The organism is Pseudomonas sp. BGI-2 (genome assembly GCF_004310295.1).
Lineage (GTDB): Bacteria > Pseudomonadota > Gammaproteobacteria > Pseudomonadales > Pseudomonadaceae > Aquipseudomonas.
Genome location: NZ_SISB01000006.1, coordinates 98,475 through 125,052, shown reverse-complemented (window position 1 = coordinate 125,052; position 26,578 = coordinate 98,475). Strand labels below are relative to the sequence as shown.

General features: G+C 57.9%; 41 protein-coding genes and 1 tRNA gene. 5 read left to right on the top strand and 37 right to left on the bottom strand.

Translation table 11 applies throughout. The annotated features are described in order from the left end of the window. Positions 1–98: 98 nt before the first annotated feature. From EYC95_RS06540 to EYC95_RS06530, 3 genes are all read left to right on the top strand, one after another. Positions 99–308 carry a hypothetical protein gene (locus EYC95_RS06540; RefSeq protein ID WP_131059623.1) on the top strand — a complete coding sequence of 70 codons (210 nt, stop codon included), beginning with the start codon at positions 99–101 and terminating at the stop codon, positions 306–308. 80 nt (positions 309–388) lie between these two features. Further along, the gene (locus EYC95_RS06535) at positions 389–742 is read left to right on the top strand and encodes a hypothetical protein (RefSeq protein ID WP_131059622.1); all 354 of its coding nucleotides are present in this window, start codon (positions 389–391) and stop codon (positions 740–742) included. Between the two features lie 131 nt (positions 743–873). Next, positions 874–1,281 (top strand): hypothetical protein, encoded by a 408-nt coding sequence (locus EYC95_RS06530; protein WP_131059621.1) that lies wholly within the window; start codon positions 874–876, stop codon positions 1,279–1,281. Positions 1,282–1,411: 130 nt separating this feature from the next. On the opposite strand, the gene EYC95_RS06525 is transcribed toward EYC95_RS06530, so the two are convergent. Genes EYC95_RS06525 through EYC95_RS06505 form a run of 5 tightly spaced genes read right to left on the bottom strand, consistent with a single transcriptional unit; the run spans position 1,412 to position 4,015 of the window. Further along, on the bottom strand, positions 1,412–1,927 hold the full coding sequence (locus EYC95_RS06525; RefSeq protein ID WP_131059620.1) for a DUF2514 family protein: 516 nt from the start codon (positions 1,925–1,927) through the stop codon (positions 1,412–1,414). Then, complete coding sequence (locus EYC95_RS06520) at positions 1,924–2,475, bottom strand: glycoside hydrolase family 19 protein (RefSeq protein WP_131059619.1); 552 nt, start codon at positions 2,473–2,475, stop codon at positions 1,924–1,926. The genes EYC95_RS06525 and EYC95_RS06520 overlap by 4 nt, the downstream gene beginning before the upstream one ends. Before the next feature lie 12 nt (positions 2,476–2,487). Next, positions 2,488–2,856: a phage tail protein gene (locus EYC95_RS06515; RefSeq protein WP_131059618.1), complete on the bottom strand. Its 369-nt coding sequence runs from the start codon at positions 2,854–2,856 to the stop codon at positions 2,488–2,490. Further along, entirely contained in the window at positions 2,853–3,206 is a 354-nt protein-coding gene (locus tag EYC95_RS06510; protein ID WP_131059617.1) for a hypothetical protein, read from the bottom strand. The genes EYC95_RS06515 and EYC95_RS06510 overlap by 4 nt, the downstream gene beginning before the upstream one ends. Further along, positions 3,203–4,015, bottom strand: a complete 813-nt coding sequence (locus EYC95_RS06505; protein ID WP_131059616.1) for a hypothetical protein — start codon at positions 4,013–4,015, stop codon at positions 3,203–3,205. The genes EYC95_RS06510 and EYC95_RS06505 overlap by 4 nt, the downstream gene beginning before the upstream one ends. Positions 4,016–4,090: 75 nt before the next feature. On the opposite strand from EYC95_RS06505, the gene EYC95_RS30130 reads away from it, so the two are divergent. Then, positions 4,091–4,252 carry a hypothetical protein gene (locus EYC95_RS30130; protein WP_165557433.1) on the top strand — a complete coding sequence of 54 codons (162 nt, stop codon included), beginning with the start codon at positions 4,091–4,093 and terminating at the stop codon, positions 4,250–4,252. A gap of 5 nt (positions 4,253–4,257) precedes the next feature. Here EYC95_RS30130 and EYC95_RS06500 read toward each other — a convergent pair whose 3' ends face one another. From EYC95_RS06500 to EYC95_RS06405, 22 genes are all read right to left on the bottom strand, one after another. Further along, positions 4,258–6,258: a hypothetical protein gene (locus tag EYC95_RS06500; protein WP_131059615.1), complete on the bottom strand. Its 2,001-nt coding sequence runs from the start codon at positions 6,256–6,258 to the stop codon at positions 4,258–4,260. 3 nt (positions 6,259–6,261) lie between these two features. After that, entirely contained in the window at positions 6,262–7,497 is a 1,236-nt protein-coding gene (locus EYC95_RS06495; protein ID WP_131059614.1) for a hypothetical protein, read from the bottom strand. Position 7,498: 1 nt separating this feature from the next. Then, on the bottom strand, positions 7,499–8,209 hold the full coding sequence (locus EYC95_RS06490; protein WP_131059613.1) for a hypothetical protein: 711 nt from the start codon (positions 8,207–8,209) through the stop codon (positions 7,499–7,501). Beyond that, positions 8,206–9,258 carry a hypothetical protein gene (locus tag EYC95_RS06485; protein ID WP_131059612.1) on the bottom strand — a complete coding sequence of 351 codons (1,053 nt, stop codon included), beginning with the start codon at positions 9,256–9,258 and terminating at the stop codon, positions 8,206–8,208. The genes EYC95_RS06490 and EYC95_RS06485 overlap by 4 nt, the downstream gene beginning before the upstream one ends. Beyond that, positions 9,255–9,665: a hypothetical protein gene (locus EYC95_RS06480; protein ID WP_131059611.1), complete on the bottom strand. Its 411-nt coding sequence runs from the start codon at positions 9,663–9,665 to the stop codon at positions 9,255–9,257. The genes EYC95_RS06485 and EYC95_RS06480 overlap by 4 nt, the downstream gene beginning before the upstream one ends. Then, positions 9,665–9,958, bottom strand: a complete 294-nt coding sequence (locus EYC95_RS06475) for a hypothetical protein (protein ID WP_131059610.1) — start codon at positions 9,956–9,958, stop codon at positions 9,665–9,667. Before EYC95_RS06475 ends, EYC95_RS06480 begins: the two co-directional genes overlap by 1 nt. Before the next feature lie 3 nt (positions 9,959–9,961). After that, a complete protein-coding gene (locus tag EYC95_RS06470) occupies positions 9,962–11,407 on the bottom strand; it encodes a hypothetical protein (protein WP_131059609.1) in 1,446 nt (481 codons plus the stop codon). Then, entirely contained in the window at positions 11,404–12,009 is a 606-nt protein-coding gene (locus tag EYC95_RS06465) for a hypothetical protein (RefSeq protein ID WP_131059608.1), read from the bottom strand. Before EYC95_RS06465 ends, EYC95_RS06470 begins: the two co-directional genes overlap by 4 nt. After that, the gene (locus tag EYC95_RS06460) at positions 12,006–12,296 is read right to left on the bottom strand and encodes a hypothetical protein (RefSeq protein WP_131059607.1); all 291 of its coding nucleotides are present in this window, start codon (positions 12,294–12,296) and stop codon (positions 12,006–12,008) included. Before EYC95_RS06460 ends, EYC95_RS06465 begins: the two co-directional genes overlap by 4 nt. Then, the gene (locus EYC95_RS06455) at positions 12,296–12,628 is read right to left on the bottom strand and encodes a hypothetical protein (protein ID WP_131059606.1); all 333 of its coding nucleotides are present in this window, start codon (positions 12,626–12,628) and stop codon (positions 12,296–12,298) included. Before EYC95_RS06455 ends, EYC95_RS06460 begins: the two co-directional genes overlap by 1 nt. A 42-nt stretch (positions 12,629–12,670) precedes the next feature. Then, positions 12,671–13,093 carry a hypothetical protein gene (locus tag EYC95_RS06450; protein WP_131059605.1) on the bottom strand — a complete coding sequence of 141 codons (423 nt, stop codon included), beginning with the start codon at positions 13,091–13,093 and terminating at the stop codon, positions 12,671–12,673. Between the two features lie 60 nt (positions 13,094–13,153). After that, positions 13,154–14,077, bottom strand: coding sequence for a DUF5309 domain-containing protein (locus EYC95_RS06445; RefSeq protein ID WP_131059604.1), 924 nt, complete (start codon positions 14,075–14,077; stop codon positions 13,154–13,156). Positions 14,078–14,092: 15 nt separating this feature from the next. Continuing rightward, on the bottom strand, positions 14,093–14,785 hold the full coding sequence (locus EYC95_RS06440; RefSeq protein WP_218568836.1) for a hypothetical protein: 693 nt from the start codon (positions 14,783–14,785) through the stop codon (positions 14,093–14,095). Further along, entirely contained in the window at positions 14,760–15,083 is a 324-nt protein-coding gene (locus tag EYC95_RS30335) for a hypothetical protein (RefSeq protein ID WP_218568835.1), read from the bottom strand. The genes EYC95_RS06440 and EYC95_RS30335 overlap by 26 nt, the downstream gene beginning before the upstream one ends. 60 nt (positions 15,084–15,143) lie before the next feature. Next, positions 15,144–15,434: a hypothetical protein gene (locus EYC95_RS06435; protein ID WP_131059603.1), complete on the bottom strand. Its 291-nt coding sequence runs from the start codon at positions 15,432–15,434 to the stop codon at positions 15,144–15,146. Beyond that, a complete protein-coding gene (locus EYC95_RS06430; protein ID WP_131059602.1) occupies positions 15,421–17,706 on the bottom strand; it encodes a hypothetical protein in 2,286 nt (761 codons plus the stop codon). Before EYC95_RS06430 ends, EYC95_RS06435 begins: the two co-directional genes overlap by 14 nt. A 9-nt stretch (positions 17,707–17,715) precedes the next feature. After that, on the bottom strand, positions 17,716–18,975 hold the full coding sequence (locus EYC95_RS06425) for a PBSX family phage terminase large subunit (protein WP_131059601.1): 1,260 nt from the start codon (positions 18,973–18,975) through the stop codon (positions 17,716–17,718). Next, the gene (locus tag EYC95_RS06420; protein WP_131059600.1) at positions 18,965–19,492 is read right to left on the bottom strand and encodes a hypothetical protein; all 528 of its coding nucleotides are present in this window, start codon (positions 19,490–19,492) and stop codon (positions 18,965–18,967) included. Before EYC95_RS06420 ends, EYC95_RS06425 begins: the two co-directional genes overlap by 11 nt. A 12-nt stretch (positions 19,493–19,504) precedes the next feature. Beyond that, positions 19,505–19,915, bottom strand: coding sequence for a hypothetical protein (locus EYC95_RS06415; RefSeq protein WP_131059599.1), 411 nt, complete (start codon positions 19,913–19,915; stop codon positions 19,505–19,507). Between the two features lie 20 nt (positions 19,916–19,935). Then, complete coding sequence (locus EYC95_RS30125) at positions 19,936–20,109, bottom strand: hypothetical protein (RefSeq protein WP_165557432.1); 174 nt, start codon at positions 20,107–20,109, stop codon at positions 19,936–19,938. Position 20,110: 1 nt separating this feature from the next. Next, entirely contained in the window at positions 20,111–20,515 is a 405-nt protein-coding gene (locus tag EYC95_RS06410) for a hypothetical protein (protein WP_218568834.1), read from the bottom strand. An 81-nt stretch (positions 20,516–20,596) separates the two neighbouring features. Continuing rightward, positions 20,597–20,673 (bottom strand) — tRNA-Met (locus EYC95_RS06405). Positions 20,674–20,774: 101 nt separating this feature from the next. Between EYC95_RS06405 and EYC95_RS06400 the strand changes: the two genes are divergently transcribed. Further along, positions 20,775–20,978 (top strand): hypothetical protein, encoded by a 204-nt coding sequence (locus EYC95_RS06400; protein ID WP_131059598.1) that lies wholly within the window; start codon positions 20,775–20,777, stop codon positions 20,976–20,978. Here EYC95_RS06400 and EYC95_RS30120 read toward each other — a convergent pair. The 10 genes from EYC95_RS30120 to EYC95_RS06355 form a co-directional block, all read right to left on the bottom strand. Beyond that, positions 20,975–21,139 carry a hypothetical protein gene (locus EYC95_RS30120; RefSeq protein ID WP_165557431.1) on the bottom strand — a complete coding sequence of 55 codons (165 nt, stop codon included), beginning with the start codon at positions 21,137–21,139 and terminating at the stop codon, positions 20,975–20,977. The genes EYC95_RS06400 and EYC95_RS30120 overlap by 4 nt on opposite strands. A 90-nt stretch (positions 21,140–21,229) precedes the next feature. After that, the gene (locus tag EYC95_RS06395; RefSeq protein WP_131059597.1) at positions 21,230–21,538 is read right to left on the bottom strand and encodes a hypothetical protein; all 309 of its coding nucleotides are present in this window, start codon (positions 21,536–21,538) and stop codon (positions 21,230–21,232) included. Positions 21,539–21,735: 197 nt separating this feature from the next. Next, positions 21,736–22,125 carry an antiterminator Q family protein gene (locus EYC95_RS06390; RefSeq protein ID WP_131059596.1) on the bottom strand — a complete coding sequence of 130 codons (390 nt, stop codon included), beginning with the start codon at positions 22,123–22,125 and terminating at the stop codon, positions 21,736–21,738. Further along, complete coding sequence (locus tag EYC95_RS06385; RefSeq protein WP_131059670.1) at positions 22,122–22,391, bottom strand: hypothetical protein; 270 nt, start codon at positions 22,389–22,391, stop codon at positions 22,122–22,124. Before EYC95_RS06385 ends, EYC95_RS06390 begins: the two co-directional genes overlap by 4 nt. Positions 22,392–22,408: 17 nt before the next feature. Further along, on the bottom strand, positions 22,409–23,779 hold the full coding sequence (locus EYC95_RS06380) for a DnaB-like helicase C-terminal domain-containing protein (protein WP_131059595.1): 1,371 nt from the start codon (positions 23,777–23,779) through the stop codon (positions 22,409–22,411). Further along, positions 23,776–24,273 carry an ATP-binding protein gene (locus tag EYC95_RS30490; protein WP_256656908.1) on the bottom strand — a complete coding sequence of 166 codons (498 nt, stop codon included), beginning with the start codon at positions 24,271–24,273 and terminating at the stop codon, positions 23,776–23,778. Before EYC95_RS30490 ends, EYC95_RS06380 begins: the two co-directional genes overlap by 4 nt. Positions 24,274–24,562: 289 nt before the next feature. Beyond that, on the bottom strand, positions 24,563–25,369 hold the full coding sequence (locus tag EYC95_RS06370) for a helix-turn-helix domain-containing protein (RefSeq protein WP_131059593.1): 807 nt from the start codon (positions 25,367–25,369) through the stop codon (positions 24,563–24,565). A gap of 3 nt (positions 25,370–25,372) precedes the next feature. Continuing rightward, entirely contained in the window at positions 25,373–25,594 is a 222-nt protein-coding gene (locus EYC95_RS06365; RefSeq protein ID WP_131059592.1) for a hypothetical protein, read from the bottom strand. After that, complete coding sequence (locus tag EYC95_RS06360) at positions 25,594–26,100, bottom strand: hypothetical protein (RefSeq protein ID WP_131059591.1); 507 nt, start codon at positions 26,098–26,100, stop codon at positions 25,594–25,596. The genes EYC95_RS06365 and EYC95_RS06360 overlap by 1 nt, the downstream gene beginning before the upstream one ends. A gap of 21 nt (positions 26,101–26,121) precedes the next feature. Then, positions 26,122–26,544, bottom strand: coding sequence for a phage regulatory CII family protein (locus tag EYC95_RS06355; protein WP_077430489.1), 423 nt, complete (start codon positions 26,542–26,544; stop codon positions 26,122–26,124). Between the last annotated feature and the right edge of the window lie 34 nt (positions 26,545–26,578).

Genomic DNA, 26,578 nt, shown 5'->3' with positions numbered 1-26,578 from the left:
TTCCCTAGACCCCTAGCATTTCCCCTCCCCGGCGTTCTGCCGACCGAATACCAATTCTTTTTGACTGCTACGCTTTCCTCTCCACGGAGAAAACTGCGATGCCAAACTCAGACCTGCTCCCTTCCCTGCTTTACAAGATCAATGAAAACCAACTTGCCCTTGAGGCAGCCATCATTGAACTCACCTTGTTGGTTGAAAGCCTGGGCTCAACAACAGCGGGCAACAATGTTCGAGGTGCCCTGGGCGTGATCGGCCAGAATGAGGAATTCATCAATATGACGCTAGCGGTCATGATGACGCCGGAATGATCTGAGGCGACAGCTCGTCGCTTCTCCCCCGCCAACCGCTCAACCTCGATTACTGTATATCCAAGCAGTATCGATAAGGCATGACCGTGGATCCCCTCGAAATCGAAGACACCAGCGACTGGCTTGGCTGCCCAACTGAGCTTGAGACCTGTCGCTATTTCCTGCGCATCACCGAGAACGAGGTGCAGGAACTGACCCTGCAATTGCGCAAGGCCCGCGAAGACATCTTCGGGCTGGTGCAGATGCACGCTGATGTCACCAAAGAATGCGGGGCGCTGCGTGCCGACCTGTTGAAGGCCAAGGCTGACCTCGCAGATTCAAACCGTAGAGCCACCGATACCGAGACGAAAAGCAACTGGGAGCTGATGGCCAACAACAAGCACATTTCTGAGCTGACCGTAAAATTACGAGCGCTCGAAGGCTCTAAGCCGTGACCCTCAAGGCCGCGCTGAAGCTATCAGGGTGTTTAGTGCTCGATGACTACTGCTGGAAATGAACTGATTCCAATGCCAGAATAGAACAATTATTCATTCGTTTTTTGAAATCGTTCCATGGAGAAATTGAAATGGAAATCATGAGACACATCGCATTAGTAAGCGCTGTTTTGCTTGTCCTGTGGGTTTTCGCTCTGCTTATCGGCCTGTTTTTTCAGCTCAATCAGATCCGTCGAAATTGGATCGAAGGCACTTATACGCCCACACAAACAAACCCGATATTGGACAGCGTACTTAGGGCTTTGGGACTTGAGCATGGTGACAGGCTGGTTCACAGCATTGCTTTAATCAGTGTCGTGATCATTTGGCCGGTGAGTTTAGTCTTTGGATACCCTGTTCTCGCAGCTATCCGCGAGAAGGAACGGAACCGAATCAAAAAACTACAGAAAGACCAGGACGGCCCAAGCTCCTCAGTCTCAAATCGCACCGATGATGTAACACGAGTTGGTCAGGAGCTATCTCAAGGCAACGCTGGCTGAATTCCACGCACGTAATCCTGGCACGCCGCCAGCGCAATCAATCCTTGGTCGCCGGCCGGTGGGATCTGGCACCTTGCCGTCAATCACCTGGTCAGCAGCGATTCGCGCATGGGCCGACTCAAGCGACAGCTCAATTACCCAGCGCATCGTAAACTTGTTCGCAGGTCACTCCCCTGGCTCTGGCTCGGTCAGCTGTCTCTGCCAGTTCTGTATTTCGTTTGACAGATTTTTTGAGCACGTCGGCAAACACCATGGCGGCGCGGGTAGCTGCCTGGCTTGCGGCGGCAGTGCAGGAATTGCCGCTGCTTTCACTGGCTGCGAGTCTAGCGGCAAGGTCGTCGGCTGCCCCGCGCAGGCTGTCAGCAGAAGCGCGAGCAGCGGCGGCATCAGCAATTGCCTGATCGATCGTTCGTTGACCATCTTGGATCGCCTTGTTGATAGACTGTTGATAGGTCTGTTCCTTTGCGCGGGCAGCGGACTCATTCGACGCCCGCGCCTTGGCGTCCAGGGTGTTGCGGTCATTCCACAGGCTCTGCCATTCGGCATCCTTCATAGAAAGGCCGTGGTGATAGGCGCCGAAGAGCGCGCCGGCCACCAGCAGCACCGCAGCTATATAAGGAAGGAAGCGGAGCAACAGCGGGCTCATACCAGCACACTCAGCGCGGTCTTGTAGAACGCCAGCCGCTCGGCGTATCCGTTCAATCCACCGTTGATGCGACGGGTGATGCGCTCGAAGTCGCCATCGTCTGCTAGGGCGTTCAGGTTCCGCGAGTTCCAGAACCACGCCGCCGACTTGCACGCCCACTCAGCCTGCTCGAGCAATTCAGGTGTTCGGAGTAACCGATCATCTGAGAACAACGCCTTGCTGCACGCCAGGTAGTTGTCGCGGCCTGTGATTTGGATCAACCCGCGCCCGCGGTACTTCTGCCCATCGCCATCGGCCTCTGGCGTATTGCCCAAACGCTTGGCCAGGGGGCCAGTGTCGTACTTGCTCAGATACTGGTCGCCACCAAGCTCCCGCACATAACGGAACTGGCCGGATTCATGACCAACTTGGGCGATGAAGGCCGCAATCCTCAACCGGGTGTTGATCTGATACCGCTCCATGGCCAAATTCAGCGCAGACGCAAAAACGCCGGCTTGCTTGCCGGCGTCCGGGAGAATCAGCAGCAACTGCCGCGCGGTGATTGGCATATCAACCTCTTGCTAAACGCTATCTGCTTGGCGAGCACTGGGGTCTGCAATAATCACAGGTATGGCTGGAATGACCGGCCAGACTGGCGCCGCATGCCACGTCGGCTGAGCTGTGACTTTTCCAAGATCGAATTTGTATTTTTTCCATGCCTTTATATTTATCAGAAGCGCGGCCTGCTCTGCCTCATCCTCAGCGGTTGCTTCGCCTATTTCGATGCCAAACCCGATCGTGTCGATTCGGTCCTGAATGCGGGCGATCTGTAGGACACATTGGGCGTTGCGCGCGGCCAGTTCGGCCTTCATCAAGACCAAGTGCGCCGCGGTCGCGGCAGCATCCTTCATGGCCTTGGTGATGAGTTTGCTCCAGTCAATGTTGCTCATGCGGCACCCTCTTCGGATAATTGCTCTGCCACTGGCGGCGGTGGCAGCGCTTCCGGCAGAGGTGGCGGGAACTCAACCGGGCCGTCTGGAACATCAACCAGATCCACCGGGAACGCCTGTTCAGGGCTGTAGTTCCACGGGTTAGGCAGCTGCAACGTAAGGATCAGCTCGCCAGAAACCTTGTCCACGTCGCCCACAAACCACTGGGAGAGAATTGCGGAACGCGGCAGCGTGTCGCCGTTCTCCATGGGCGAGAAGTCGAAGTCCTCGCCGTTGACGGTCAGGCAGTCCCCCTGTTTCACAACAGCCAGGGTTTCGTCTGTGCTTAATGGGGAGAGTTTGATTCTCATACATACCACCTGCCTGCGAAAATAATGCTTGCGGAAGCCGTTTGGGCGGTTGCCCCATTGCGCATTGCTACGGTAAAAGAGTTCGTTGTCGAAACGTTGATTGCCGTAATGCCGTAGAAGTCATAATTCGTGCCTGGTAGAGCGCTTCCGGCCGCAAGTACCGTTGCCGAGCTGGTGAAGCTTGCCGGGAGGCTGTAGGGTCCGAAGTTGGCAAACCCGTTAGCGGCGAGAGAAAATCCAGTTGTTTGCCATAGGCAAAACATGACCCCGTTCGCCAGCTTCATCGCGATGCCGTTGGAATTTGTGATTGTTTCGATGATGGCCCCTGTAGGCACGCCACTCGCCTGGCTGACAGTGCCGAGGATATTGGTCCGGCAATAATCGCCACTGGCGGCGTTAAAGCTGGTGCAAACCCAGTTGCCGCTGCCAAGGCTGCGGAACTCTGCACAGTCGCCGGCAGCAGTGGTGATGTTTGCTGCGCCAGGCAGGACCAAGGAAGTCGCGTTGTGAGTCAGTACAAGTATCCCACTGAAGCGAACGCTACGCCTTACTCCTGCGGCAGCCGTACCAAGACCTGTGATCGTGACCGTACCGCTGATAATGATAACGTTGGTCGTTGCGCCCCCGATATCAGTCAACGTCGCCGAGGCGATTGTCTGTGGAGTGGTGCTATTCTGGTCTCTCAGCAGAGCGATGTATGATGCGTAGGTGCGCAGGTAATCGTCTATCAATGATGGTGATTCCGAGCCTGCCGGGCTGTTACTACCAGCCGTGGTCGACAAGTCGGTGATCGAAGAAGGAAGCGGCATGTTTTTCATCCCAATAAAAAAGCCCGCACATGGCGGGCTTTAGTTGAGTGAGGGCGTTACACCCTGGAGGTTCGCTTGAGCGAGCATCTAATTAAGGCAATCCAGTTTTCCGGCGTCTTTGCTGGAATATGGCTGTTCATGAGGCTGGAGGAATTTCTGACTCGAATGGCGAAAAAACACCTGCCGCGCGGAAGCAGGATCAGGAAAATCGTCCTGATCAATCCTGACGAAGACTAAGTGTTTTATTGTTCCGAGATCCCAAGTAAGCCTGGGGCTGTAATCAACGGCAGGATGCTTGGCTGTGGTGTTCTTGGCACGCTCATTTTTATGGATGGATTCAAGGCCGCGCCGACGTTCGACATCTGCTTCGCTTTACCGATCCCGGAAAATACCAAGTTAAGCGATTGAGGAATGCCAGGGATTGGCAATTGCTGCATCATGCGCAGCAAATTCGGGGCAGTACTGGACCCAGCTGGCTTCATCGGCGGATTGTTGATAGCGCCACCAGCCCGCAAGATCTGCAGGTACTCTTCCCACCCTTCCTTACCAAATAGCGCCTTTCCTTTTTCAGGACCAATTTTGTCTATCGCCTTGCGCATGCCGTTGATTGTGAACGAGCCACCTGTTTCGCTCTGGAGCGTCGAGGCGTCGCGAATATAGGCCCGCGCAGAGTCACGCAATGCGCCCATGATTGGGACGCCTCGCTGCGCCTCAAGCTGTGAAAGTCCATTAAGGTCGTCGACCTTCATCCGCCCAACAATCTCCGGCAAATCCTCTGGGGCATATTTGCCTTTGAGGATTTTATCAATCAGAGGATTGGATTCTTGGAAGCGGAAGCGATCAGCGGCGGCTGTCCTGGCAGTTTGGAAAGCATCAGCCAGTTCTTTCTGCCCGCCAGAACGCGCGTCGCCATTGCCTTCGATTTCCTTGATCAGGTGATTTTTGACGATGCCAAGCGCCGTGGCTTCGGCGCGGTCACTCGTACTATAGATCCGACCATTCAATGCCTGTAGGCGTTGTAATGCCGTACCCATGTCGAAAGGCTCCTTGCCCTCGGTTGCATTTTTGAACCATGAAAGCGTGTCAGCCGGAAGCTTTGAACCAAGCATTTGCTGGTCAAGATCCGCGGAGGCATTGTTGATGAAGCGGGGAGCATCCAGAGGAATGTCTCGGCCAGCCGTGTCTCTGGCAGATTGATAAAGCGTATCGGCTTTTTTCTTCAGCGCGTCATCATATCCGGTCACCGAGTTTTTCAGCACTTGCCCTCGCTGGTAGTCCGTTGCGTCGCCGGCACCTTTCGAGACGCCTTGCAGCAGCGTTCTATTGGCATCGACGAATCGCGCCTGGATCTGATCATCAACCGTGTTGAGGTTGTTTTCCATCCACCAGTCCTTGGCATCACGGGTGACCCAGCCACGGGTTGGAGTAATCCCCAGCTTGTTGAAGTCAGCCATGCGCGAGAGCTGTTCGGTGTCCACCTGACCAATATCATCCAGGGAGCGCTTGCCGATGGTCACCATCTGCTCCTTGATGGCCTTGGGCAGGGAGAAATAGTCGACACCGTCTTGCGCCAACTTGGCCGAGATTTCCATCTCTATGGGGGCTTTTGGAGTGATAAGCGATTTGACGCCGCTAACCACTTTACCGACGCCTCGGCCTACCGCCATACCGGCAGTGCCACCAATCGCGCCTGTGGCCGCATTGGCTAGACGGCCCGGCAAATCACCGGGCTGTGTAAGCAAACCGAAGGCTGCACCCGCTCCGGCAGCTTGGCGATAGTTGGTAGGATTAAGGATGGCATTCCCCCCCATCTCCAATAGACCGCCAGCACTTTTGACCACCGGCATTGCGCGTGCTGCGCCTACTGACTGTACCGCCTTGCCGGCGCCCTGCAGCGCTTTACCGCCCAAAACACCAATGCCAACCTGACCTGCAATATTGCCACCAATGCCTGCTGGGTCTGACATGAGATCATCATCTGCCCCAGGAGCGCGCTGCCAGCCGCGGGGCCATAGCGCACCACCCAAGCCGACGCCTTCCATCAGATCAGCAACGGCCTTGCCCGCACCGAGCGTGCCGCGCTCCAGCCAGTTGCGGCCCCTGAGTCGATCAGGGGGCGTCTGGGACTGGGCCGCGACCTCTTGCTGAGGCTGTGCTGCTTGGACCTGGGACTGTTCAGGAGATGGCGCGGCTTGTTCCTGCTCCAGACGCATACGGAACTCAAATTCTTCCTGCTCGGTCATGGTTTATTGCCCCTGACGCCGTTTGAATTCTTGGTAACGGGCTTCTTTTCCTGGATCGGCGAATGCGCCAGCTTTCGGTATAGCCATAGGCGGTTGCGGTTGCGGTTGCGCAGTGCGCGGCGTGACTTTTTCCGCGCCACGTCCCGCAGGTATCGCCATATCCCTAATTGCCTGTTCACGGGCGAGCGTCTTTTGCTTGATCACCGCCTCGCTGTCGCCTACCACCGGGAAAAAAGTGCGCAGGTTATTGGCCATCTCTACCGGCGTGGATGCCGCTCCCGTCTTGGCGCGCAAGAAGCCCTCAGCCCACTGCTCTTGTGCCTGGGCGATCTTCTGTCCGGCTTCGCCAGCAAGCGCGTTGGTATACGGGCTGCGGGCAAGTGCTACGCGTGCAGGCGAAGCCGACCCGCCAACTTTATCAAGGACGTTTTGGGCACCGGTCATTTGGCTCAGGTACAGCGTGCTCTTGCCTTCCGACTCAGTGAGCTTGGAGGACGCGCCGTCCTGAAACGGCGTGCCCGCCTGCGTAACAATGGGTGACACTTGGCCGGTCCCCTTGTCGACCCGATAACTGTTGCCGTCAGGACCGCTAATGATCTGGATACGCCCAGCCTCTCGCTGGACATTGTTGGCGTCCTTCAGCGTGGCATTCTGTTCCCGCTGATTAGCGACGCCCGCCCAGCCCCGGGCATCTGCCGCCCGCTCGCCAGGCGACATGCTCATGGCAAAGCTCTGGCCAGCATTCGGCGTGGCAAACTGCTTCGAGCCACCAAGATCAACCAGCTGCGGCGCGACGTAGGAGGCAATAGCCTGACCCACCGGACGACCGTATTCGTCGTACTGCATGGTTTGCTTGCCGCCGTCTGCACTGGGAACATCAACTGTGCGCGCCACCTTTGCCCTGGAGGCATTTGGCAGCTGGGAAAGGATGAGCATGTCCTTTGCGGGCAGTCCGAGCGCCGCACCGCGCTTGAAGTCAAATTGTGTATTCCCTGCATCATCGGTCGAATACAGGCCTGGCAATTGCTCCATCTGATTTTGTTTCAGCTTGAATTGCTGATTCTTCAGCGAGTTAGCACTCGCCGCCGAATAACCGGCGATCCCGGACAGGCCGGCCGCACCTATGGTGTTGATCGGACCGCCGCGTCCGGCCGTAGCCAGCCCGCCAAATGCAGCGGCCAACAAGCCTTGACCTGCGGGAGATTGCGCAAAGTCGAGAAGCCCATTCATGTCAGGCATTTCAGTACCCTCTCTGCGCGCGGCGTTGCTGTGCTTGTTGCTGACGCTGGGCAATCAGCGGGTTAGGCTGACCCTGAGCCAGTTGGGCCAAGGTCTGTGGGCCGCTGTTGGACTGCTGCACGGCCTGCTGACCAGACATAGGCTGTTGCTGGCCTTGCGGGGAGAGCAGCCCGTAGGCCTTCTGTCCGTAGCTGGCCGCGTCCATGTAAGGTTTGGCCTGCGTGTTGAAGTTCGACAAGCTGGTGCCCATTGAGCTGAGCAGCCCGGGTGATGCGTTGCCGCCCGCATAGGCAGCATTGCCCATGGTGCCAGTGACCGCCGGCTGTCCGAGCCCGTAACCCGCAGTAGTCGCTGGCGCACCGGTCGCACCGGCAGTCCCAGCGCCGCCTGCCGCGCCAGCACCACCACTCAGCAGCCCGCCTGCCGCGCCGCCCGCATAGATCGAGGCGATGGTCTTGGCGATGGCGTGCATGGTCTTGCCGGGGCCGGTATTGATCCCCGCGTCCTGAGCCTCTTCGTAACGTTGCGGTGCGGCGCCACCCCACTGGTCCACCAGTGGCTTGTCGTTGGTGCCCAGCACCTTGTTCCACATGCCAGTTGAAAACGGGTCGGCCGATCCGTAGAGCAGTCGCGCCGGGTTGTCCTTGACCTGATTCCCCATCGCACCCAAGTTGAACAGTTCGAAGCTGCCCACATCACCGAAGAAACTCATTTACCACCCCCGCCCGAAGTCTTTGTCGCTGAGGTATTGCCCAAACCGGAGCCAAACACGCCAGACATGGCCGCCAGCTTCTTGTACGGGTCGTTCTGTGCATCGCTCCAGCTTTGGTATTGAGCGTCCAGATTTTGCTGTGCGTTGTCTTGCCACTGCTGGCCAACCTTGGACAATTGGTCGGCGTCCGTGTAAGCCTGGTTTGCATACGCCGGGGCAAGGTTCATGTACTGGGACTTCATTTGGTCATTGCGCGATGCGTAGTCGTTGCCCATGCTCGAATTGAACTGGTTGTTCTGCTGGCTGCGACCCAGCGCCGAATCGGCCAGGCCGGTGTTGTACTGGCTGGTCTGCATGTTGCGATTGATCTGGTTCTCAGCCAGGCCCTGTTGCGAGGTGTAATCCTGCATGCGCATGCCAGAAGCGGTGTTGGCCATGTTCTTGGTCAGGTCGTTGAGCGCGTTGGTCGTCGAAGCCTGTGCGCCCGTGTTGCCAAACGAGCCAGAACCGACCATCTGAGTCGTCAGGCCTGGGGCGACAGCGTCATTGTAGTTGCGCGTGATGTCGCCCATCGCGGCGTCAATATTCTGCTGTAGGTATGGATTGGCCCCGGCGTACTGGTTGGTGCCGCCGTTGTTGGCCGGCGCTGCCGACCCTACCCCGGCCGAGTAGCCGTAAGGGTTGGAGGTCGCCGCATTGCCGCTATCCAGTGCACCCTGCATAGATCCCTTGGCTGAATTAAATAGCGAGTCTCCACCGAATGCACGGTTATAAACCGCGCCAGCCCCGGCGTTTTGAGCCCAATTCATGTCAGCGACTTGCTGTCCGCCGTAGGATTGGTATGGCGTGTTGGACAGCTGCATGGCCTTGTTGCCATATGCAGCGGCCAGCGGCTTCAACTCTTCAGGGATGGATTGCGTGGTAGAGCTGGACTGGCCACCACCACCCTTATGCGGGCGAATCACATCGCCAATAAAGGCCGGCAGCGCGCCAATGGCTGGGCCGCCGAACTCTGCGCTGAGCTGTTCGTGCAGGGCTTCAATATTCACAGTTCGACCTCCAGGACTTGGTAGACCGGCGCGAATCCACAGCGCTGCCGGTAGAGACGGGCTTGAGCGGGTGCTGCTGCACAGCGCAGACGCAAACAGCCGAGCGACTTGGCCATGACGCCCAACTCATCACAAAACTCTTCAAAATGGCCATGCGGCGCGTACAACTCATAGACGTACAGCACGCGGCAGTTGGGAAGTTGCTCGACACCCACGACGCCCCATCCAGCGATGTGCCCGGCCCGATCGAGACGGACCAGCGTTCGTTCGCCACGGCTGAGCATCATTTTCAGCTGGTCCCCGGTGATCTCACCGCCCGAGGTGGCGCAGGCCAAGGCGAGGTTGTGGGCGCCCTCTTTCCAGGCCACGTCGATATGCGTCGTTGGCACCATGATCAGTTTGTTCATCAGTTACCCGTCAGGCAGCGTTTTTGGACCCAGGTGCCTGGGGTTCCGGAGACGACACAGACCCAGCCCTCGATGACGTACTTGGAGGCGGCGGCGCCAAGCTCTGAGGGCGTTGAGTTTTTTACGGAATCGCCCTGCATCCAGGCACCACTGGTTGGTGCCGCCGTGAGCGCGGTGTAGAACCCGGCGATGCGCCCCTCGGAGATCAGATTGATCTGGGTGGCGTGCTCGCGCAGCTCGCGCTGTAGGACCGGATCATTGGTGCCGACTCGCGGCGTGGTGTTCGTCTTCATGGCTCAGCGCCCACCGTTCGCTACAAGGGCTGCATCCATGTGCGTGATCCTCACCGGCCCTGTGAAATTGAACGTCGCCTTATGCCAGCGGGCGGACTGCCGCAGATCAAACTTGCCATCCAGAACCGCACCGGTTGCGCCACCCGTGAAGCCGACACCGGAATTCTGCTGAATAAAGGTCTGCGCGGAGGCGGAAACTGGAGCCACGGCATAGCGAAAACGAATCGGGCCGAGGCAGGTGACGGCATAGTCATCACCGACCTCCCCTGTCGTCATCGAGCTGGAAACCGATACACCTGTCATGGATTGCAGCTGGTGCGACGTGTTGAAGATCGACATCGACCTGCCGCCAGCCAGCCAAAACTGGGAGTCAAACGAATAGGCCGACAGGCCATCGATGGTGGCCGAGATGGCCGACAGTCCATCGATCGTCACGCCGTTAGAAATGTAGTTAAGAGCCGCCTCAATGCTCCGGTTCGCCACTCCCCACTTCTTCGCGATGATGTGGTAAACGATGGCTGAATCGGGCGAGGTGGCGCCGAGTGACGGGTAGAACACCCACACTAGGTTCTTCTGCCGGTCGAACACGCAAATCGTTTTGTAACGGTAGGCCGGGTTCGAGTTGTCGTAAAAGAACTGGCGCACATACCCTTCAGCTACCGGAATGGGCCGGGTTCCGTCGAAAATCCACAGATTGTCGTCACCGACGAAGAAGTGCGCGCCGCCGATGTCGCAGATCGCATCCTTACCGATACAGCCCGCTTCCCCGCCCGGGACTTGAATAAAGTTCCAGACAATCGGAGCCCCAACATACTGACCGAGATAGATGGATTTGGCCTTGTAGGCGATGGCGTACTCGCCCAGGCGCATTCCCGCAGTCAGTCGACCAGCAGTGGCCACAAGCCGCCCAGACGTGGCCTGAGTCGCTAAGCTTGGGGTCCACGACGTATCATCAAAGGCGGCGCAGCAATGCCAGCCATCCGGCTTTTCCGCCCCGTCGTTGGTGTTGAGCGCCATCACAAAGGCGCCAACTGTGAACAAGATCTCAGCCTTGGGTGCAGTGGCAACATCGGCGAACGCAGCTCCCGTTGAACGCTGAATCACGTCAGACCGGTTCGCGCAGAGTGTGGCGTCACCAAACTGAGTGATGGACCAACGCGTATCAACGCCGCCGGTATAGGCGGCAGCCCGGGAAACGTCAGACCAGACCCCCGCAGACAGTTCATACAGTTTGGTGGTGGTACCAGCGATGATCCGCCGCGTATCGTCCAGCTTCGCCACTACAGCGGCGCCGATGCAGGCCGCCGCAAGCGCAGGCGTTGCCGCTGGCGTTACTGGTTCTGGTGCGCCCTCCATGCCGTTCTGGTACGGAATCATGTTCGTGCAGCCGGTGAGAATGCCGGGCGCGGTAATGTCGGCATCTGGCGCAAACCCCATCAGCGGAATCATCGTGCGCGCACCTTCATGGTTGAACCGCTGTACCAGTCGACGTTATTTATGCCGTCAACGGCCTGTGCATAGAGCTGTCCCCAGACCGGAAGGCGCGCGTCATTCATGATGAACGGCGTGGCCGCGAGTAAAGCGGCGTACAGGTAGGCATTCGGCCAGTTGGTCAACAGCCAATTAGTTGGGGCCGCCACCGAGAGCGCTGGTATTTTCTGCTGATAGGTCAGCTCCAGTGAGTACACCGCGTCCGGGATCGGCGCCAGCTCGGCATTGCCACCAACAACCGTGAACACCACAGGCTGGCCGGAAGTGTTGGCTGCAAAATCAATGCTCAGCTCATCCGGCGAACGGTAGGACAGCGGCTGGTTGTAGGTGCCCACCACCTGAAGGCGGCGCATGCCGAGCATGTCCGAAGGCAGCGCGACAGTGCTGACGCCGACGACCGTAGGCAGTGTGGTCTTGGCATCCATCGCCCGGGCTTTCAGGTCAGTGTTGAGCTGAGCCTCGGCCAGGGTGATGAAGTCGGTGATGTTCGCCGTCAGATCGCCGCGGTTGAGCCAGGACGCCACGGACGCCTGCAATTCCGAGTAGTTGGTGATGCTCATACCTTGCCCTTCCAGATACGGAACACGGACAGATCCGGGTCGTTGAGCATCCGGCGCATGTGCTCCTTGTTGGCCATGCACTCGTGAAAGGTGATGTCGTGCTTGTTGCAGTAGTCCTCGATGATCACGAACGGGATTTTGGCCGCGTGTTTCATTTCCGACCCACCATGCATCCCCGCGTTGTGCAGGTTCTTGGTGTGCTCGGCGATAGGCGTGCAGTCCTGCGTGCGCTGGACCGTCATTTTTCCATCGTCGTGGAAATGGAACTTCGTTTCGAGGTCGAGCATCACGCATTCTCCAGCGCAGAAACCTGTACGGAACCGGCGCCGGAAAACACGGCGCCGCCAGCAGCAGACACCCAAATCGCCGCGACCTTGGTGTAGCCGCAAGTGGCCAGGATGACGGCATCGCCGGGCTGGACCAGCAGGTCAGTGGCCACCGCAACCGGCGTGCCGTTGCCTATGCGCACAAAGGACGATGCGCTGGCACTGATGCGGATGTATTTCGGCACATTGCCGCTCGAATCAAGCGGGATCGTGGCGTTGGCCGAGACGGCCGACGTAGTCATAGCTACGCCAGTCACAACCACCGTCATGGCGTTCTCGAAGGTATTGCTCATGGGCGAGGCTCCAAAGAAAAACGCCCCAAGCGGGGCGTTAGATCAGGCCGGGTTGAGAGTCACGCTGATGGTGCCGACGGCTGATGTCGCGGTACCGGTCAGGTCGTAGCAGATCGAATCACCAGCAGCCAACAGCAGGTCGCTGGCAGCGGTCGAGAGCGTCAGGGCTTGCTGGGTGTTGACGGTGCCCACCAGGTTGAAGCTGTCGGTGTGCAACGCCGTACCCGAGGTGATGGCGGTACCGCTTGCCACCTTGCGGATGGTTGCCGTGCAAGCGCCACCGGTACCAGCTACATCAACACGGCCACGAATGGCCTTGACGACGTAAGGGCGGCCAGCCGTGAAGATGGTGCAGTCGACGGTCGTTGCGATGTACGGCAGCGTGGCGGGGATGAATCCACCTTCGCCGCCGTCCTTTCCCTCGATGCCGAGCGAACTGTCGGCATTCTGTCTGATCATTGGCATATCAAACTCTCCTCAAAGAAAAGGGGAGCCGAAGCTCCCCTTGGGTGATTGCCGTCAGGATCAGAGGACGTCGTAGATGGCGCCGTTCGCCTTGGGCGCACGGGCTTCAACAGTCCATTCGACTTTCAGCATGCGCCGCTCAGCGTCACCGGTTTTCGCCAGCTCTTCTGTGCTGAACGGACGCAGATAGCAGATCGCCCACTTGGACGCTTCCAGCACGAACACGTCGTTCGCATCCTGGAAGCGCGAAGGGATCGCCTTCAACTCACCGAAGTCCGACACGTACACGTCGACCGAGGCGTACAGCTTGGAATCTTCGCTTTTGTCGAAACGGGTGGCGTTACCGGTGAAGGTGGAGAAGGTCTGCTTGGCACCAGGCGGCAGCAGGATCGAGTCCGGATCACCGCCAGCCGTGAAGCACTTCTGCAACACGTCTTTGAGGCGCGCCTCGGTGAACGCAATCGCAGTGCCCTTGGTACGTCCGGTGTTGCCGGTGTACGAAGCCAGGGTGCCGGCGTTGCGGTTCACGTTGTCCACGACCCAGCCAACCAGACCACGGGATTGGCGCGGTGCGGTGGCGGAAACGTCCAGCTGGGTAGCGGAAGTCTCCATGTCGCGGCGCAGCTCCAGCGAGGCCAAGCTGAGCTGGTAGGACAGTTCGTTCTTGCGGCCGGCAGGGTTCATCGCCTGCTGGGTGCCGGACACGATCACGGTCTTGGTCGAGATCTGGGTGCGGTTGTTCAGGCGAACAGTTGGGGTTACGGTCTTGGCGACAGCGTCATCACCTTCAGCCTGGGCGTTGTTGGCCACCGCGGCTGCCAGGTCCTGGGTCTGCCATTCGTGCAGGGTGTTGGATGCAGTGCCCCGGGCGGCCAGCGAGATGAACGGCGTGGCAGTCGGGGAAATGCGGTAGATGGTGTCGGTCAGGTCTTCACGGTTGCCGATCGCGGCAGTGGTGAGGAATGTATTGCTGGGTGCGGACATGATGTCGCTCCTGAATCAAAGGAATTGGGCGAATACGGCGGCGGCGTCCTCAACACGACCGGTCTTCTCCAGCCGCTTGGAAGCAGCAGAGCGACCATCGATGTGTCGGGATTCGCCTACGCCTGGCTTGACCACCCGCTGGGGCGCCTCCTGAACCTTCTTGGCTTGCAGCTTGGCATTGGCCATGATTTGGTCATAGAGCATCGCCTTGCGTGCTACGAGAACGTGGCGGTGGTCGGCAATGGACGAAATGTCCTCAGCCTCGAAGCCCTGCTTTTGCAGAAACTCCGAGATAGCGGTTTTTTCGGCTTTAGCCTTGGCATCGTCTTTCCAGTCCGGGAGCTTGGCGAGGAGGTCTTCCTGCTGCTTGGCCAGGTAACTCTGGTGGGCTTGTGCCTGTTCGGTCTGGAACTGCTGGGCGAGTTTTTGGCGTTCCTGGGTGTTTTGCTGATACAGCGCTTGTCTCTGTTGAAAGAGTTGCTGCTGCTTCAGGTACTCCACCGGATCTGACTCGATCAGTGCGTTCCAGTCGATTTGACTTTGTTGCTCCAGCGCGCCTTCAAGCTGCGCGGCCATGCGTTCGAGCTTGGAGTGATACTCCTGGCGCTCTTGCTGGGCCTGCTGGACGGCGGCGTCTGCGTTCTTGCGTTGCTCCGAGGCTTCCATCGTCTTCTTGGTGTAATCAGACTGACGTTGGTAGCCGTTCAACAGCTCGTCGAGTGGGAACCTGAACCTCCTTGCCGTCGATCTTGACGGTGAAGGTTTGTGGCGCCTCTTCGTTCTCGCTGGTTTTTGCGTCTGGATCGACCTCAAGCTCAGCTTCAGGCTCTACAGGTGATTCTGGTTGTTCTTCCGAGGATTCTGACTGCCCGGCTGATGCAGGCGGGTCAAGCAGCGCGGAAAAGGCTGCGGCCCCACCGTTGACGTCAAGTGCACCGCCGCCACTGTCGCCACCGGCTTCGTTCATGAGGAAATGGCCGGGTGCGCGGTGAATAAACATGCTCATTGATTGTCCCTCAAGGGATTCATTTGCGAATGATTACGGACTGGCCTGTGAGAAAGGCTTTCAGAGCCGCAAGCTCTCTTTGGCGCGGTCCAGTAGCGACTGCTGGTAAATCCGCTCCGCGTCCGCCAACTTGCCCGTCTCCAGGCTCGACGTGAGCGTTGCTTTCAACTTGGTCAGGAGCTGGAGAGTCAGGTAGATCTTTTCCCGAGCCTCTCCGTCCCTTGCCGGTGACGTTCGCCATGCGCTGGTCAACTCCTGTTCAATGCTTTCGAATGCCCAGATGAACTGCTCGTTTTCGAGACATTCACGGGCTCTGTTGCCGTCATAGATGCGTTGTTCAAGCGTTGCCATCGGGCGCCCCTTGCTGTTCGAAATCCTGCGCTGACTTCATCTGCGCGGCGTTCAACGTGGTTTGCTGGCTGATCTGGGCCACGGCGATTCGGGTTTCTGCGTCGAGCTCGGCCTTCCAGCGGTCGAAGTCCAGCTGCATGGCCAGTTGCTGGGTCTTCTGCTCGTCTTTCAGCGCATCCAGCTGGGCCTGCTGCTGACTCATCAGAGTCTTCTGGTCGGCTTCGACCTGCTGGCGGTTGGCGTCGACCTGAGCCTGCATCTGCATCTTGGCCGTTTCGATCTGCAACTCGTGGTCGCGCTTGGCCTGATCCAGCTGGGCGTTGTGCTGCAACTCCATCTGCTTGATCTGCATGGACGACTGGATTTTTGCCTGCTCGACCTGCATTTGCGCCTGAGCCTTCATCTGCTCAGGGTCTGGCTTGTCCTGCGGCGGCTGCTTCGATGGGTCGGTGAAGTACTTGTCCGCGTTCTTGAACCCAAGCTGCTTGGTGAGCTCGGTTGCCGCGTGATAGATGTTGTCCGGGGTCGAGATGCCAATTTCCAGACCTTGCGCCTGGACTTGGCCCAGCATGGTCAGGTGCTGAATCTTCTGGTCCTTGTTGCCCATGCCAATGCCGACGTTGATGCACACGTCGAACTGGTTGCTCCACTCGCGCGGGTCGATTGGCACCCAGCCGCCAGTGAGCTTGACGATCTGTTCTTTCTGCTGGTACTGGCAAACCAGCTTCAGGATCAGCTTGAACAGGTCGACGTAGCCCTCGGAGAAGTTGCGGGCGATCAGGTCGAGGCGCATGTCGGCCTTGTTGGTCAGCACGTTGACGCCGGTTGCGGTGTCGTGCAACGAACCTTGGTCATTGCCCTGGCTGTAACGCGTCCAGCCGGTCTTGTTCTCCAGGTCCTGCTGCATGTACTCCATCATCTGCATGGAGTTACCAATGTCTGGTGCACCCTGATCGAGACGGCCGGCAGCGCCGATCTGCTTGACCCTCACGACTCCACCTGGGCGCGAGGTAAGCAGGTCGTCAAGGTTGACCTGCCCTTCCACGGCGAAATAGCGGCCATTGACGGCCAGATACATGTTGTCCAGCTGCGAGCGCAGGATGCTGGTCTTGGTCTTCTGGCTCTCCATGGCCAAATCGGCAATGGACAGGCCGAAGAACTCGTGGGGCAGCGGCACAGGTGTAATTGAAACGAACGGGATGGCATCAACCGGCTCGTTGTCGAGCAGTTCATTGCCGGCCATCGTGACCTTGCGCAGCTCGGCAATGCCGTCACCGTCGAAGTCACAGCGCACGTAGGCCTCAAGCACCCATATCAGGTCTTGGCTCTTGTCGCCCTCACCGTCATCGTCTGCGTAGGCGTTCTCGTCGTTCCAGCTGAGACGCTGGATGCGCTCGGAGTTCACAGCTTGGCCAGAGTCCTGCGAAGTGAGCTGATCGACGTTCTTGTAGCCCATCGATTTCAGCTCGGACTTGCTGCGCTGCACCCTGTGGGCGACGAACGAAGCTGTCTCAATGTCCTTGGCGTTGCGCGCAATCAGGAACTCTTCAGGCGGCACGTTCTCGATGCACACCTTCCCATCTGTTTTGGTGCGCTTGCAGACGACGTCATAGACCAGCTTGGGCGGCATGGATTCGATCTGCTGGATTTGCTGCATGACCCGAGGCGCGGACTGCGGTTGCGCCTGAGCCTGCTGTATTAACTGCTCAATGGCCTCTTGGCGCTGCTTGGCGTCGTCTTCATCAGCGGACGTCGAGTGCTCGACCACCTTGACTTCGTCGTCCTCCATCAGCTGAGCCAGCTCAACCTCGGACATGCCGCGGTATTCTTCGCGGGTTTCCTCGTTGCGCGTGTCCCACCAGACCTTGACGATGCCGTTCTTCTGAAGCAGCGCATCCTTCATCCAGGTGTACGCGATGCGATGGCCGTTGTTCTTCTTGTAGAACAGGTAGTTGACGTATTCAGTCGCCTGCTGAGCCTTCATCTCGTCATCAGGCTTGGTCGCCTCGAACTCGGCCACGGTGTCGGAGCCCACGAAGGTGACCATCAGCTGCGGCAGCATGGACTCGATGGTGTCGCGCACGTCGGTGGACACCACGGACGAACGACCCTCCACCTCGGGTGGCGACAGATCACCCACCGGCATACCGAGGTAGTAATACATCGACTTCTGCCGCGCGTTGCTCAGCTTCGACGATGCATACCCAAGCGACTGGCGCATCTCGGCCCCGACCAGGGCTTTGAGTTCGTCCTCGGTAAGACCCTTAGTCATGCTGTGCCCTTATGCGTTGTTGGATTTCGGATAGTTGAGCTTGCCGCCCCACTCATCGTTGCTGAGTTGGTCGGTGACAATGGCGAGGTAACGCATCACGTCAGCGCCGTGACTGTATTCGTCATGCAATGGAGCGCCGGGCTCGTTGGTCTGTTGATTGATCTGCCGGCGGTAGCGCTTGAGGCATTCCACCAGTCGAGCCGTGCGGTCACGGTTGAAATAGGTGCGGGGGAACACTTCGCGAACCCGGTTGATGCCCTGCTCGACGTGCATGTTCGGCACTGGCAACACGGACCAGCCCAGCTGACCCATCACCTCGGCGTCTGACTTGCCGCTCTGGTGGCGCTTGGCGTAGCCGTCGTGGGGCAGATAGACGTGCCCCCAGTTGATCGGCTGTCCATCCAGCTGCAAGCCCTTGAGCTCGGCGCTGTACTCGGCCAGCGTGCGCTGATGCCCTTCGATGTAGTGGACGATGCGGATCTCGCCGGCCACCTTCTGCGCCAGGATGATCGTCATCGCGTCATTCCAGCCCAGGTCGAAGATGACGTGGGTTTTCAGCAGCCCGTCGTGCGGCACGTTACCAATGCGCGACTCGGCCTGACTCATCTGCTCGAAGTAGATGGCGCCTTCGACTGCCGGCATACACTTACCTTCCCAAATGTGAGCGTATTGCTCGGGCTTCATGGTCGCTTTTGCGTGGAGGCGCTCTTGTTCGAGCACCTCAGGGAACCAGGGGTTGTCGCTGTAGTTCATCAGCACTGACACGCAGTCAGGCGGCGGCGTAATGACGAAGCGTTGATGCGTCTCGTCAGACTCAAGCTGCGGGTTGTAACCAGCCCAGATCTCAGACCCGGGCTTACGAATGGTTGGCAGCAACACGTCCCAACTTTTCTTCACGACTGCGTGAGCCTCTTCGACCCAGACGATGTCTACGCCCTCATAGGACTTGATCGAGTCGATGGTGTGCTGTTGCAGCCCGGCGAAGCTGAACTCTGTGCCGTTCCTGCCCTTGATGTAGGCCTGTTGGACGTCGTAGAACGCGCCCAACCCTAAGCCAGCGATCTGGTCAGCAAGCAGCTTGTGGACCGAGTCAGCGATGCTCTTCTGGATCTCCCGAGTACAGAGGATGCGCAGCGGCTTCTGAGCGCCATGCAGCAACAGCGCTCGGGCAAAGCTCCATGACTTGCCACTCCCCCTTCCGCCGTATGCCACCTTGTACCGGTGCGGCTCGAATAGGAATGCGAGCTTGTCGGGAAACTCAATTGCCATTGGATGGCTTGACGAAACTGATGGTCAGGTTTTGGTCAGCAGGACCGCCACCTTCGCCGTTGTCATCACCGAGGTTGTAAGCCTGGCGCTGACCCTTGATGACCTTGAGCTGAGCATCGACACCAGCGTTCAAGGAGCGGGCGAAGTCGCCGGAGTTGTCTTCAGTCACATCCATCTCGGCCAGCACCACGCTGAGCTTGTCAGCGATGCTCTGCCAACGAGCCAAGCCAGCCCTGTGAGCCAGAACAATGGCGGCGCCCTGAGAGGCAGCCTCTTCGATGATCTCGGCGTCAGTAACCGCCTTCGACTGGTTACCGTTAGTGGTTACCGCTGTGGTGACTTTCTGCTTGGTCGCGGTTCTGACTTGTTCGGTCAGATCTCGCGCCCAGCCTTCTTTTTTGGCTCGCTTGAGGATGGTCGCGTGGTTTACACCGTGCAGCTCACCTATGGCGCGGATCGAAAGAGAACCAGCCCTATAGGCGCGTTCGATCGCCTCCCAGTCAGGCTTGGTCGTCATGTTGAATTCCTTCTACTGCTTTGGCTTCTTGCTAAAGAGGTTGAATCTGGTGTCGCAGAACGCAGTCGTTACCTGCTGAGTGATCGCCTGCATTGAATAGGCTTCGAACTCACTGCTTGGGACGTCCTCGCCAATGGTGTCGAGGATGAAACGCCAAGCATGCGTGCACTCATGGACGATCAACCCGATGATGCCGTGACGACAGCTGCCAGCCTTCAGCCGCTCATGGACGCAGACGATGATGCAGTCCCTGTCGTCGCCGGTCTTAAAGCGCGTGGTGCACCCTGACGAACTCGGGTATGGCTCGGACACGCTCATCCGCTTCATTTCACGATGCCAAGCCTTCTCGCTCGGGCAGAACCCAATGAATACTGGCTGCCAGCCCCTATCGAGCCAGACAACCTTGTGCTTGGCAGTCGCCATTAGGTTTCACCTTGTGTGACTTACTGTTGATCGCTTGGATCGATCTCGCGGTAACGAGTGAATTGCTTGACCTGAGCGCGGATGACGTCTTGGTCAACCTCAAGCCCAGCCATGTAGGCGAATGCGTAGACTGCCTTGACGTAAGTGCGGAACCACCAGGGGAGGTAGGCGCGGACGTTAATCTGGCGAGGCATGTCACTGCCCGCCTGTGACGGTCTTGCGCAGATCCTTCAGCTCCGTAGCCAGCTCGGCCAGATCCTTGTCCTTGCGCTTCTCGGCCCACTTGAACCAGGCTCGGACCAATACCCATGCAGGCAGGCCGCAGACGAAGATGATCCCGCCGATCGCAATCAGGCCGATATCGTCATGCGCCCAGACCCCAAGATCGAACCAGCGCACCACGAAGGCGCCGCCGCAGATACTGGAGACTGTGGTGCTGATCATCGCGACAACGAATTCACGAACCGTCTTGGGCAGTGTCATCGCCATCACAACAATGGCTGCCAGTACCGCGACAAAGCCAAAGGCGCCGAGCTTGTAGAGCGCGATCCCACCCAAAGCGGTAAACGGTCCGGGCTCTGACATGGTTTGCGATCTCATAGGCGCCTCGTGGGTCTCGGCGTTAGGGAATAAAAAAGGCCGGTGTGAGCGGCCAAGCGCTGGGGGGAGCAGCGGAGAATTTGGATGCAAGGGCTGGATTTGAACCAACGACCTCTGGGTTATGAGCCCAGCGCGCTACCTGACTGCGCCACCATGCAATAGAAACAAAAAAGCCCCGCACTGTGGCGAGGCGTTACTGGTGTCCGGCGCTTCCGTGGTAACTTTTTGTTTCCACATCAAAAGGCCTAGGAGGCCGAACATGTCCGAAATCGTTAGTCTCAACAACAATGCTGCCACCGCAGCGCTTCAAGTCGTTATCGAGTTGATTCGAGCGGGCGACTTGAAGACCGGAATGGAAGCTGAAAATCCCGCAACTGCGATCATTGCAGCGCATGCACAACTGACCGAACACTTCAAAAGTGCGGCAGGCAAAGGCACCGTTACTGTGCCTCTTTCTCGCTAGCTGCTTGCTGGTTTAGCTAGCTCGTCAAAAGCAGCTCTGACGGCTTTAGCGTGTTCAATTGCCACGTTCGTCAGGGCGTTCACTCCAGTCTTGGGTAGGGCGTACAGCAGTAACTCTTTCAACGCTTCTGCCTCTGACTGATGGATATTTCGTGTGCTCATGGCGTTTCTCCGGATTGTTCTGAGCGCCTGCGCGACACCCACAAAAAAGCCCGACTCAATGGCCGGGCTATGGGTACGATTTTAATTTGTTCAGGCTCCTGATTCCGGGTCGCTCGCAGGCATGCCGCGAGGCTCCTTATCATCTGCGCCCTGATCGTTCATCTGTGGTTCGGCGTCCGGATCATCTACGCGACCGCTTTTCCCGGCTTCTGGATGCTCACCCGACACCGAGTTGTTGGTATCCACGTCCGACATCTCTTCATCCACAGGCGCTTCGTCGTCCGCGGGCAGCCGAACCTCAGACTCATTTCCCTTAGGGTCATGGCCTGCTTCGTTATCCGTGCTGCTTGTTGCGCCACTCTGAGAAATGTTTCCTGGCGCATTTTCATCAATGTCCATGCTCGCTCTCCGTTCTGACGCGCGAATTGCCCGCGCTTAAACTTCAGAGGTGACAGAGCATCGCAAGTGCCGAGCTTTGGACGAACGGCGGAAACGAAAAAGCCCAACTCAACGGCTGGGCTTCTCTGTGGTGTCGCGCTTGAAAAGCTGAACACCGTGCCATGAAAACAGTTAGTTATCCGCGTGGAAAGGACTTTTTAAGCTGCCTCGCGAATTGTCTCTAGCGCTGAATCAATCCAGGCGACTCCAGCCTTAATGACCTCCCGTGCCTTCGCCTCCCCCATGTCATTTTCCCTTGCGATGCGCAGTGCCGGCCATTTAGCACCGAAGTAAAGCCAAATGAAATTTCCCATCTGCTGATCGCGCTTCGTTAGTCGAGCGACTGCCCCATCCAACACTAACGCCAGATCATCGGTCACTGAATACTCCTTCACTCCTCCCTGGCACTGTGTGTTGTCGCGCATCAAGGCATAGAGCGGAGAAACGTACCGCGGCACCCCCATGCCGTCCATCCGCCAATAACCCCACTGCTCCAGCATCCACTCGGTATCTCCCAAGGCTTTACCGATGTACGTTCGCTTTTTCATGCAGCCTTCCTCGGGTCAGGGTCACTCAGGCCGAACAGGTCGCGCAGCAACCGATCAGCAGGTTTGTTCTTGGCGTTACCTTCGATCAACCATCGCTGACCGTAATCATGAAATCCGATTTCGGCCCGCATGCCGTGCCAGGAGGCGACCATGTCGAGCAAGCACGCCAACGCGCTGGGGCCGCCAAGCTTGACCTTGGCCAACTCTTCGCCTGCAATCTTCAAAAACTGTCGCTCCAGATCACTCATGCTTTTACGAGGAAGCATTGCGGCAACTTGACCATTCATTTGGCGTTCCCCCTGTACTTGCTGACGAAGGGACGATTCATCTCGACCTCTTCATCCGATGGATACGAGTTTCCGCAGAAGTCCACGAAGCGCCCATATTCCCCCTGTTGCTGGACAAGACAGCTTCCGACCTTGGCGTGCCGACACTTGGGCATGATCAACTCTGTGACCCCGTTTTGGCCCTCCTCGCTGTCCATGTCGCGATGAACCAGGATGATGCAACTGGCGTCGGCCTCGATCTCGCCAGAGTCACGCAGATCACTCGCTTGAGGTCTCTTGCCAACACGCTTTGTGGAATCACGATTCAATTGAGAGAGTTCAATCACAGGAACATTGAGTTCCTTAGCGAGCCGTAGGAGCGCCTTGCTGATCGCGCCGACTTCTTCGCTTCTTGTCCGCCCTCTCCTCTCTGACTGAACGAGCCCAAGATAGTCGACCATGATTCCGGCCAGGCCGTGCTCACGCTGACATTGCCTTGCGGTTGATCGAATGCTCGCCGGGGTCTGATGAGGATCGTCACAAATGAACAGCGGAGCTCCATGCGCCTTGGCTACGGCTCCGACCATTCGTGCCCAGTCGTCATCCTGCATCTTTTCCGGATTGTCGAGCCGCCGCAGGTCCACGCCGCCAAGGGACGCGATAGCGCGCACACCCAATTCTTCACCCGGCATTTCGATCGAGAACACCAACCACGGCAACTTCGCTACACAGGCATTGTGTTGCGCAATTTGCAGCGCCAGGGTGGTTTTCCCACTACCTGGCAGCCCCGCGATGATGGTCACCTTCTTCGGGCGAATCCCCTGTATCAACTCATCAAGCTTGTGGAGCCCGGTCGAAGGCCAATCCGGTCTCAGGCCAAGATGTTTATCATTGACGCCTTCAGCGGCCTGCCCCATGACATGGTCCAGACGGTGATACTTAGGATGGTCGTCATCTAGGTCGCGTAGGTCTGCAGTAGCCTGCTGAGCCAGCGCGATAATCTCAGCCACCGATCTGTCCTCACTGACTTGTTCTCTAATCACGTCGGCAGCCTGGACAACCTGGCGCAGCACGGCGCGCTCTCGAACGTGACGCGCGTACGCCTTCCAGTTGGCGGCGCTTGGGATGTTTTTGGCGATCTCGGCAGCGAACGCCAGCGTGCTATCACCGCTCGGTAACCGAGGACGAAACAGTCCAACGGTTACCGCATCGACGGGATCCCCCGTTGCATGACAATCGACAATCGCCTGGTACAGCGCGGCGTTCTCCAGATCATGAAAGTCCGAACTCTTTACCTTGCTGGTAATTTCGTCGAACAAGGACGGGTCCATCATGATCGCCCCTAGGACGCCATGCTCTGCCTCGATGCTGAACAGTTCGCGGCTCATACTGCACCTCGTGCAGATGCCCAGTTGAAACCGATAGCTTGCCCACCGGCTTGCCTCAAGCGATCCAGTGCGCGATCCCCGATGTAGCGAGCGAGATCCACAGTGACCAGATTGGAGACGACAACCGTCGGCAGGACGAGCTGGTAACGTCGATCAATCACCTCGTGAAGAACGCCAAGCTCATACGCGCTGCCACTTTGAGCGCCGACCTCATCAATCACCAACAGATCAAAACTGGAAAGTTCTTCGAGGACATCTCTTTCCGAATACTCGGCGCTGCGATCCATAGTGCTTTTGAAGACTCGGATGATCTCAGCTGCCGTGGCAATTACTGCTTGAGCCCCGTGCTCACGGATGACTGCCAGGACCATCGCGCAAGCGAGATGGGTTTTGCCATTACCGACATTGCCGGAGAGGACAAGTGAACGGCCGGCAGCGTAGTTGTCGGTAAATTGGGCAACATAGTCCTTGCAGGCACCTAGAGCCTTGGCCATAGCCGGCCCCCCTTCAGCGGTCCTGTAGGTGTCGAAGGTGCACCCGCTGAACCGAGGTGTGATGCCAGAGCCTATGAGCAGTTTGTTCAGGTCTTCCGCCTTCTTCCTGCCCTTCGCCAAGGCGTATGCCTCAGTTGATCTCGTGGCCGTGTGCAAAGCCTCCCAGTGGCAATGCTTGCAACCACGTGGCAACACCGAGCCGTCGAACTGCTCAGTCTCGGAACTGTTCACCAAACCATGCAACGGACATTCGAGATCAAAGAAGCGGACACGAGGCTGTCTGCAAAAATTAGAAGTTCGGGCCATTTTTCACCTCTGGATACATCTCGTGCGTGTGGGTAGGCAGACCGTGATAAGCCGATGTTTTGCCATTCTTTGCGCCAGTGCCGGGCAATACCGAATCCGGGTAGATATCACTCCAAGCATTTGTGGTTGAGTTATCCAAGACGGCATCAGGATCGGGATGGTTAGCCAGCTTCTTGGCGATCAACTCACAGGCTCGCTCAGTCAGCTCCTTGCGCTTGGATTTACGCATTTCGCAGAACCCGATCCAGGATTCGGTCGATGCGTTTTCAGGCTTGGCAGCTAGTGGATCAAACTTGCTCGACTTCCCCTTCGCCTGAGCACCAGCAGGCTTGCCTGCGCCTTCTTTTGGTTTATTAACGGGTAGTTGACGGATAGATGAAGGATTGGGTGCATGTGGTGCACCCCGTTCTGTCGTCATTTGCACGTCGTTCTGTTGTGAGCTGCACCCCGTTACGTCTTCATTTGCACCCCGTTCATCACGGGGTGCATCAGGTGCACCCCGCTCAACGGCCATGTCGTAGACCACCGGACGACGATCGTGCCTGTCGATATAGGCCGCCGCGATCGCTTGATTTCCGCGGCGAATCGCACCAAGCGCCTCGAGTGCCTCGAGCTTGTACTTGACCGTTCGCACGGCCAGGCCAGTGTCATCGCTCAAGCTGTTCGTAGAGGGGAATGCCCCTTTTCCGTTCTTGTCGGCATAGTTGGCAAGACACAGGAGAACGTGGCGAGCAGTGGACTCTTCGACCAGCCGCTGCTCAAGAGCCCAGACCATTGACTGAATACTCATACGTTAGAGCTCCATCTCGTCTGTCACACGCTTGATGAAAGCGTCGTAGGATTCAGCCATGACGAAACCCTGATCCTCCAGAGCCTGCCGATACGCCTTGGCGCTGCCGTAAAGGACCCAGCGCTCACGCTCAGGGAGATTTCGGAAGCTGGCATAGGTTGGCCAAGGACCAGCGATTTTGCAGGCCGTAGAGGGCTCTGGATGGTGATCTCGAAGAACACTCATTAGTTGTCCTCCCGATCGACAGCAACAAAATCGGCTTCACCATTTCGCATAGCGCGAAGGCCCAATACCGCGGCCGCAGCAACGCGTTGAACAAAACCAATTTCAAGGTTCGTACAGCGACCGCCCATGCCCATGATTGCGAACTGAATTGCATGGAAAGCTTCGGTTTCGTCAAAGGCCGCCAACGCACTGACTTCTTGATCGAAGAAAGTCATACCCTTTTCCCAGTCGGCAGCGACGCCGGGGTTGTTCCGTGGCCAATTGACCATGCGCCCCTGAACGTCACGCGCTGTAAAACTCAGGTCGTCGCGCGTACAAATCAGCGGATAGTTGATCAACATCAGCCGACGAGCTTGTTCACCACCAATTGCGTGTGCCATGATAAATACCTCTACGAGATGTGTTGTCCTGGTTGCACAGGACGATTTGATAAGCCCGGTTCCCGCCGGGTTTGTTGCTTTCTGCACCGGGTGAATTTCATCATCCACCCGTTTGAAATAATGCAAGTCCTGTCCTGGCTGGCGTATTCAGGCCGCCTTCACCGATTCTTCAAGCACCAGCAAGCTCTGCCGCACATGGCCGATTTCTTTCTGGATGCCCGCCTTCTCGATCTGCGAAACATGTCCATCCGCTATGGCGTCATGCACAGCGCGGGACACATCTCCCGACTCCGCAGCCAGGTGTACAAGCGCTTGAATCAGGCTGACTCCCTCAGGCTTCACTTGAGGCACCAACTCGTATCCCAAGGCGCTCGCCAGTAACTGCAATGGTTCCGGGTTCTTGCTGTGCACCAGAATCTGTAGGAACTGCTCCAGGTTCAGCCGATGCGAGTCGTCATTCGGGTTGCTGCGGTTGAGCAGCGCGGTGTGGCTCATGCCCATCAGGTGAGCCAATTGCTTTGGCCCCGCATCAAGCACTGCCTCATGAATTGCGCGATGTACTTGTTCCATTCGGGAAACCTCTTGGCGGTTGTCGTGGCAGCAC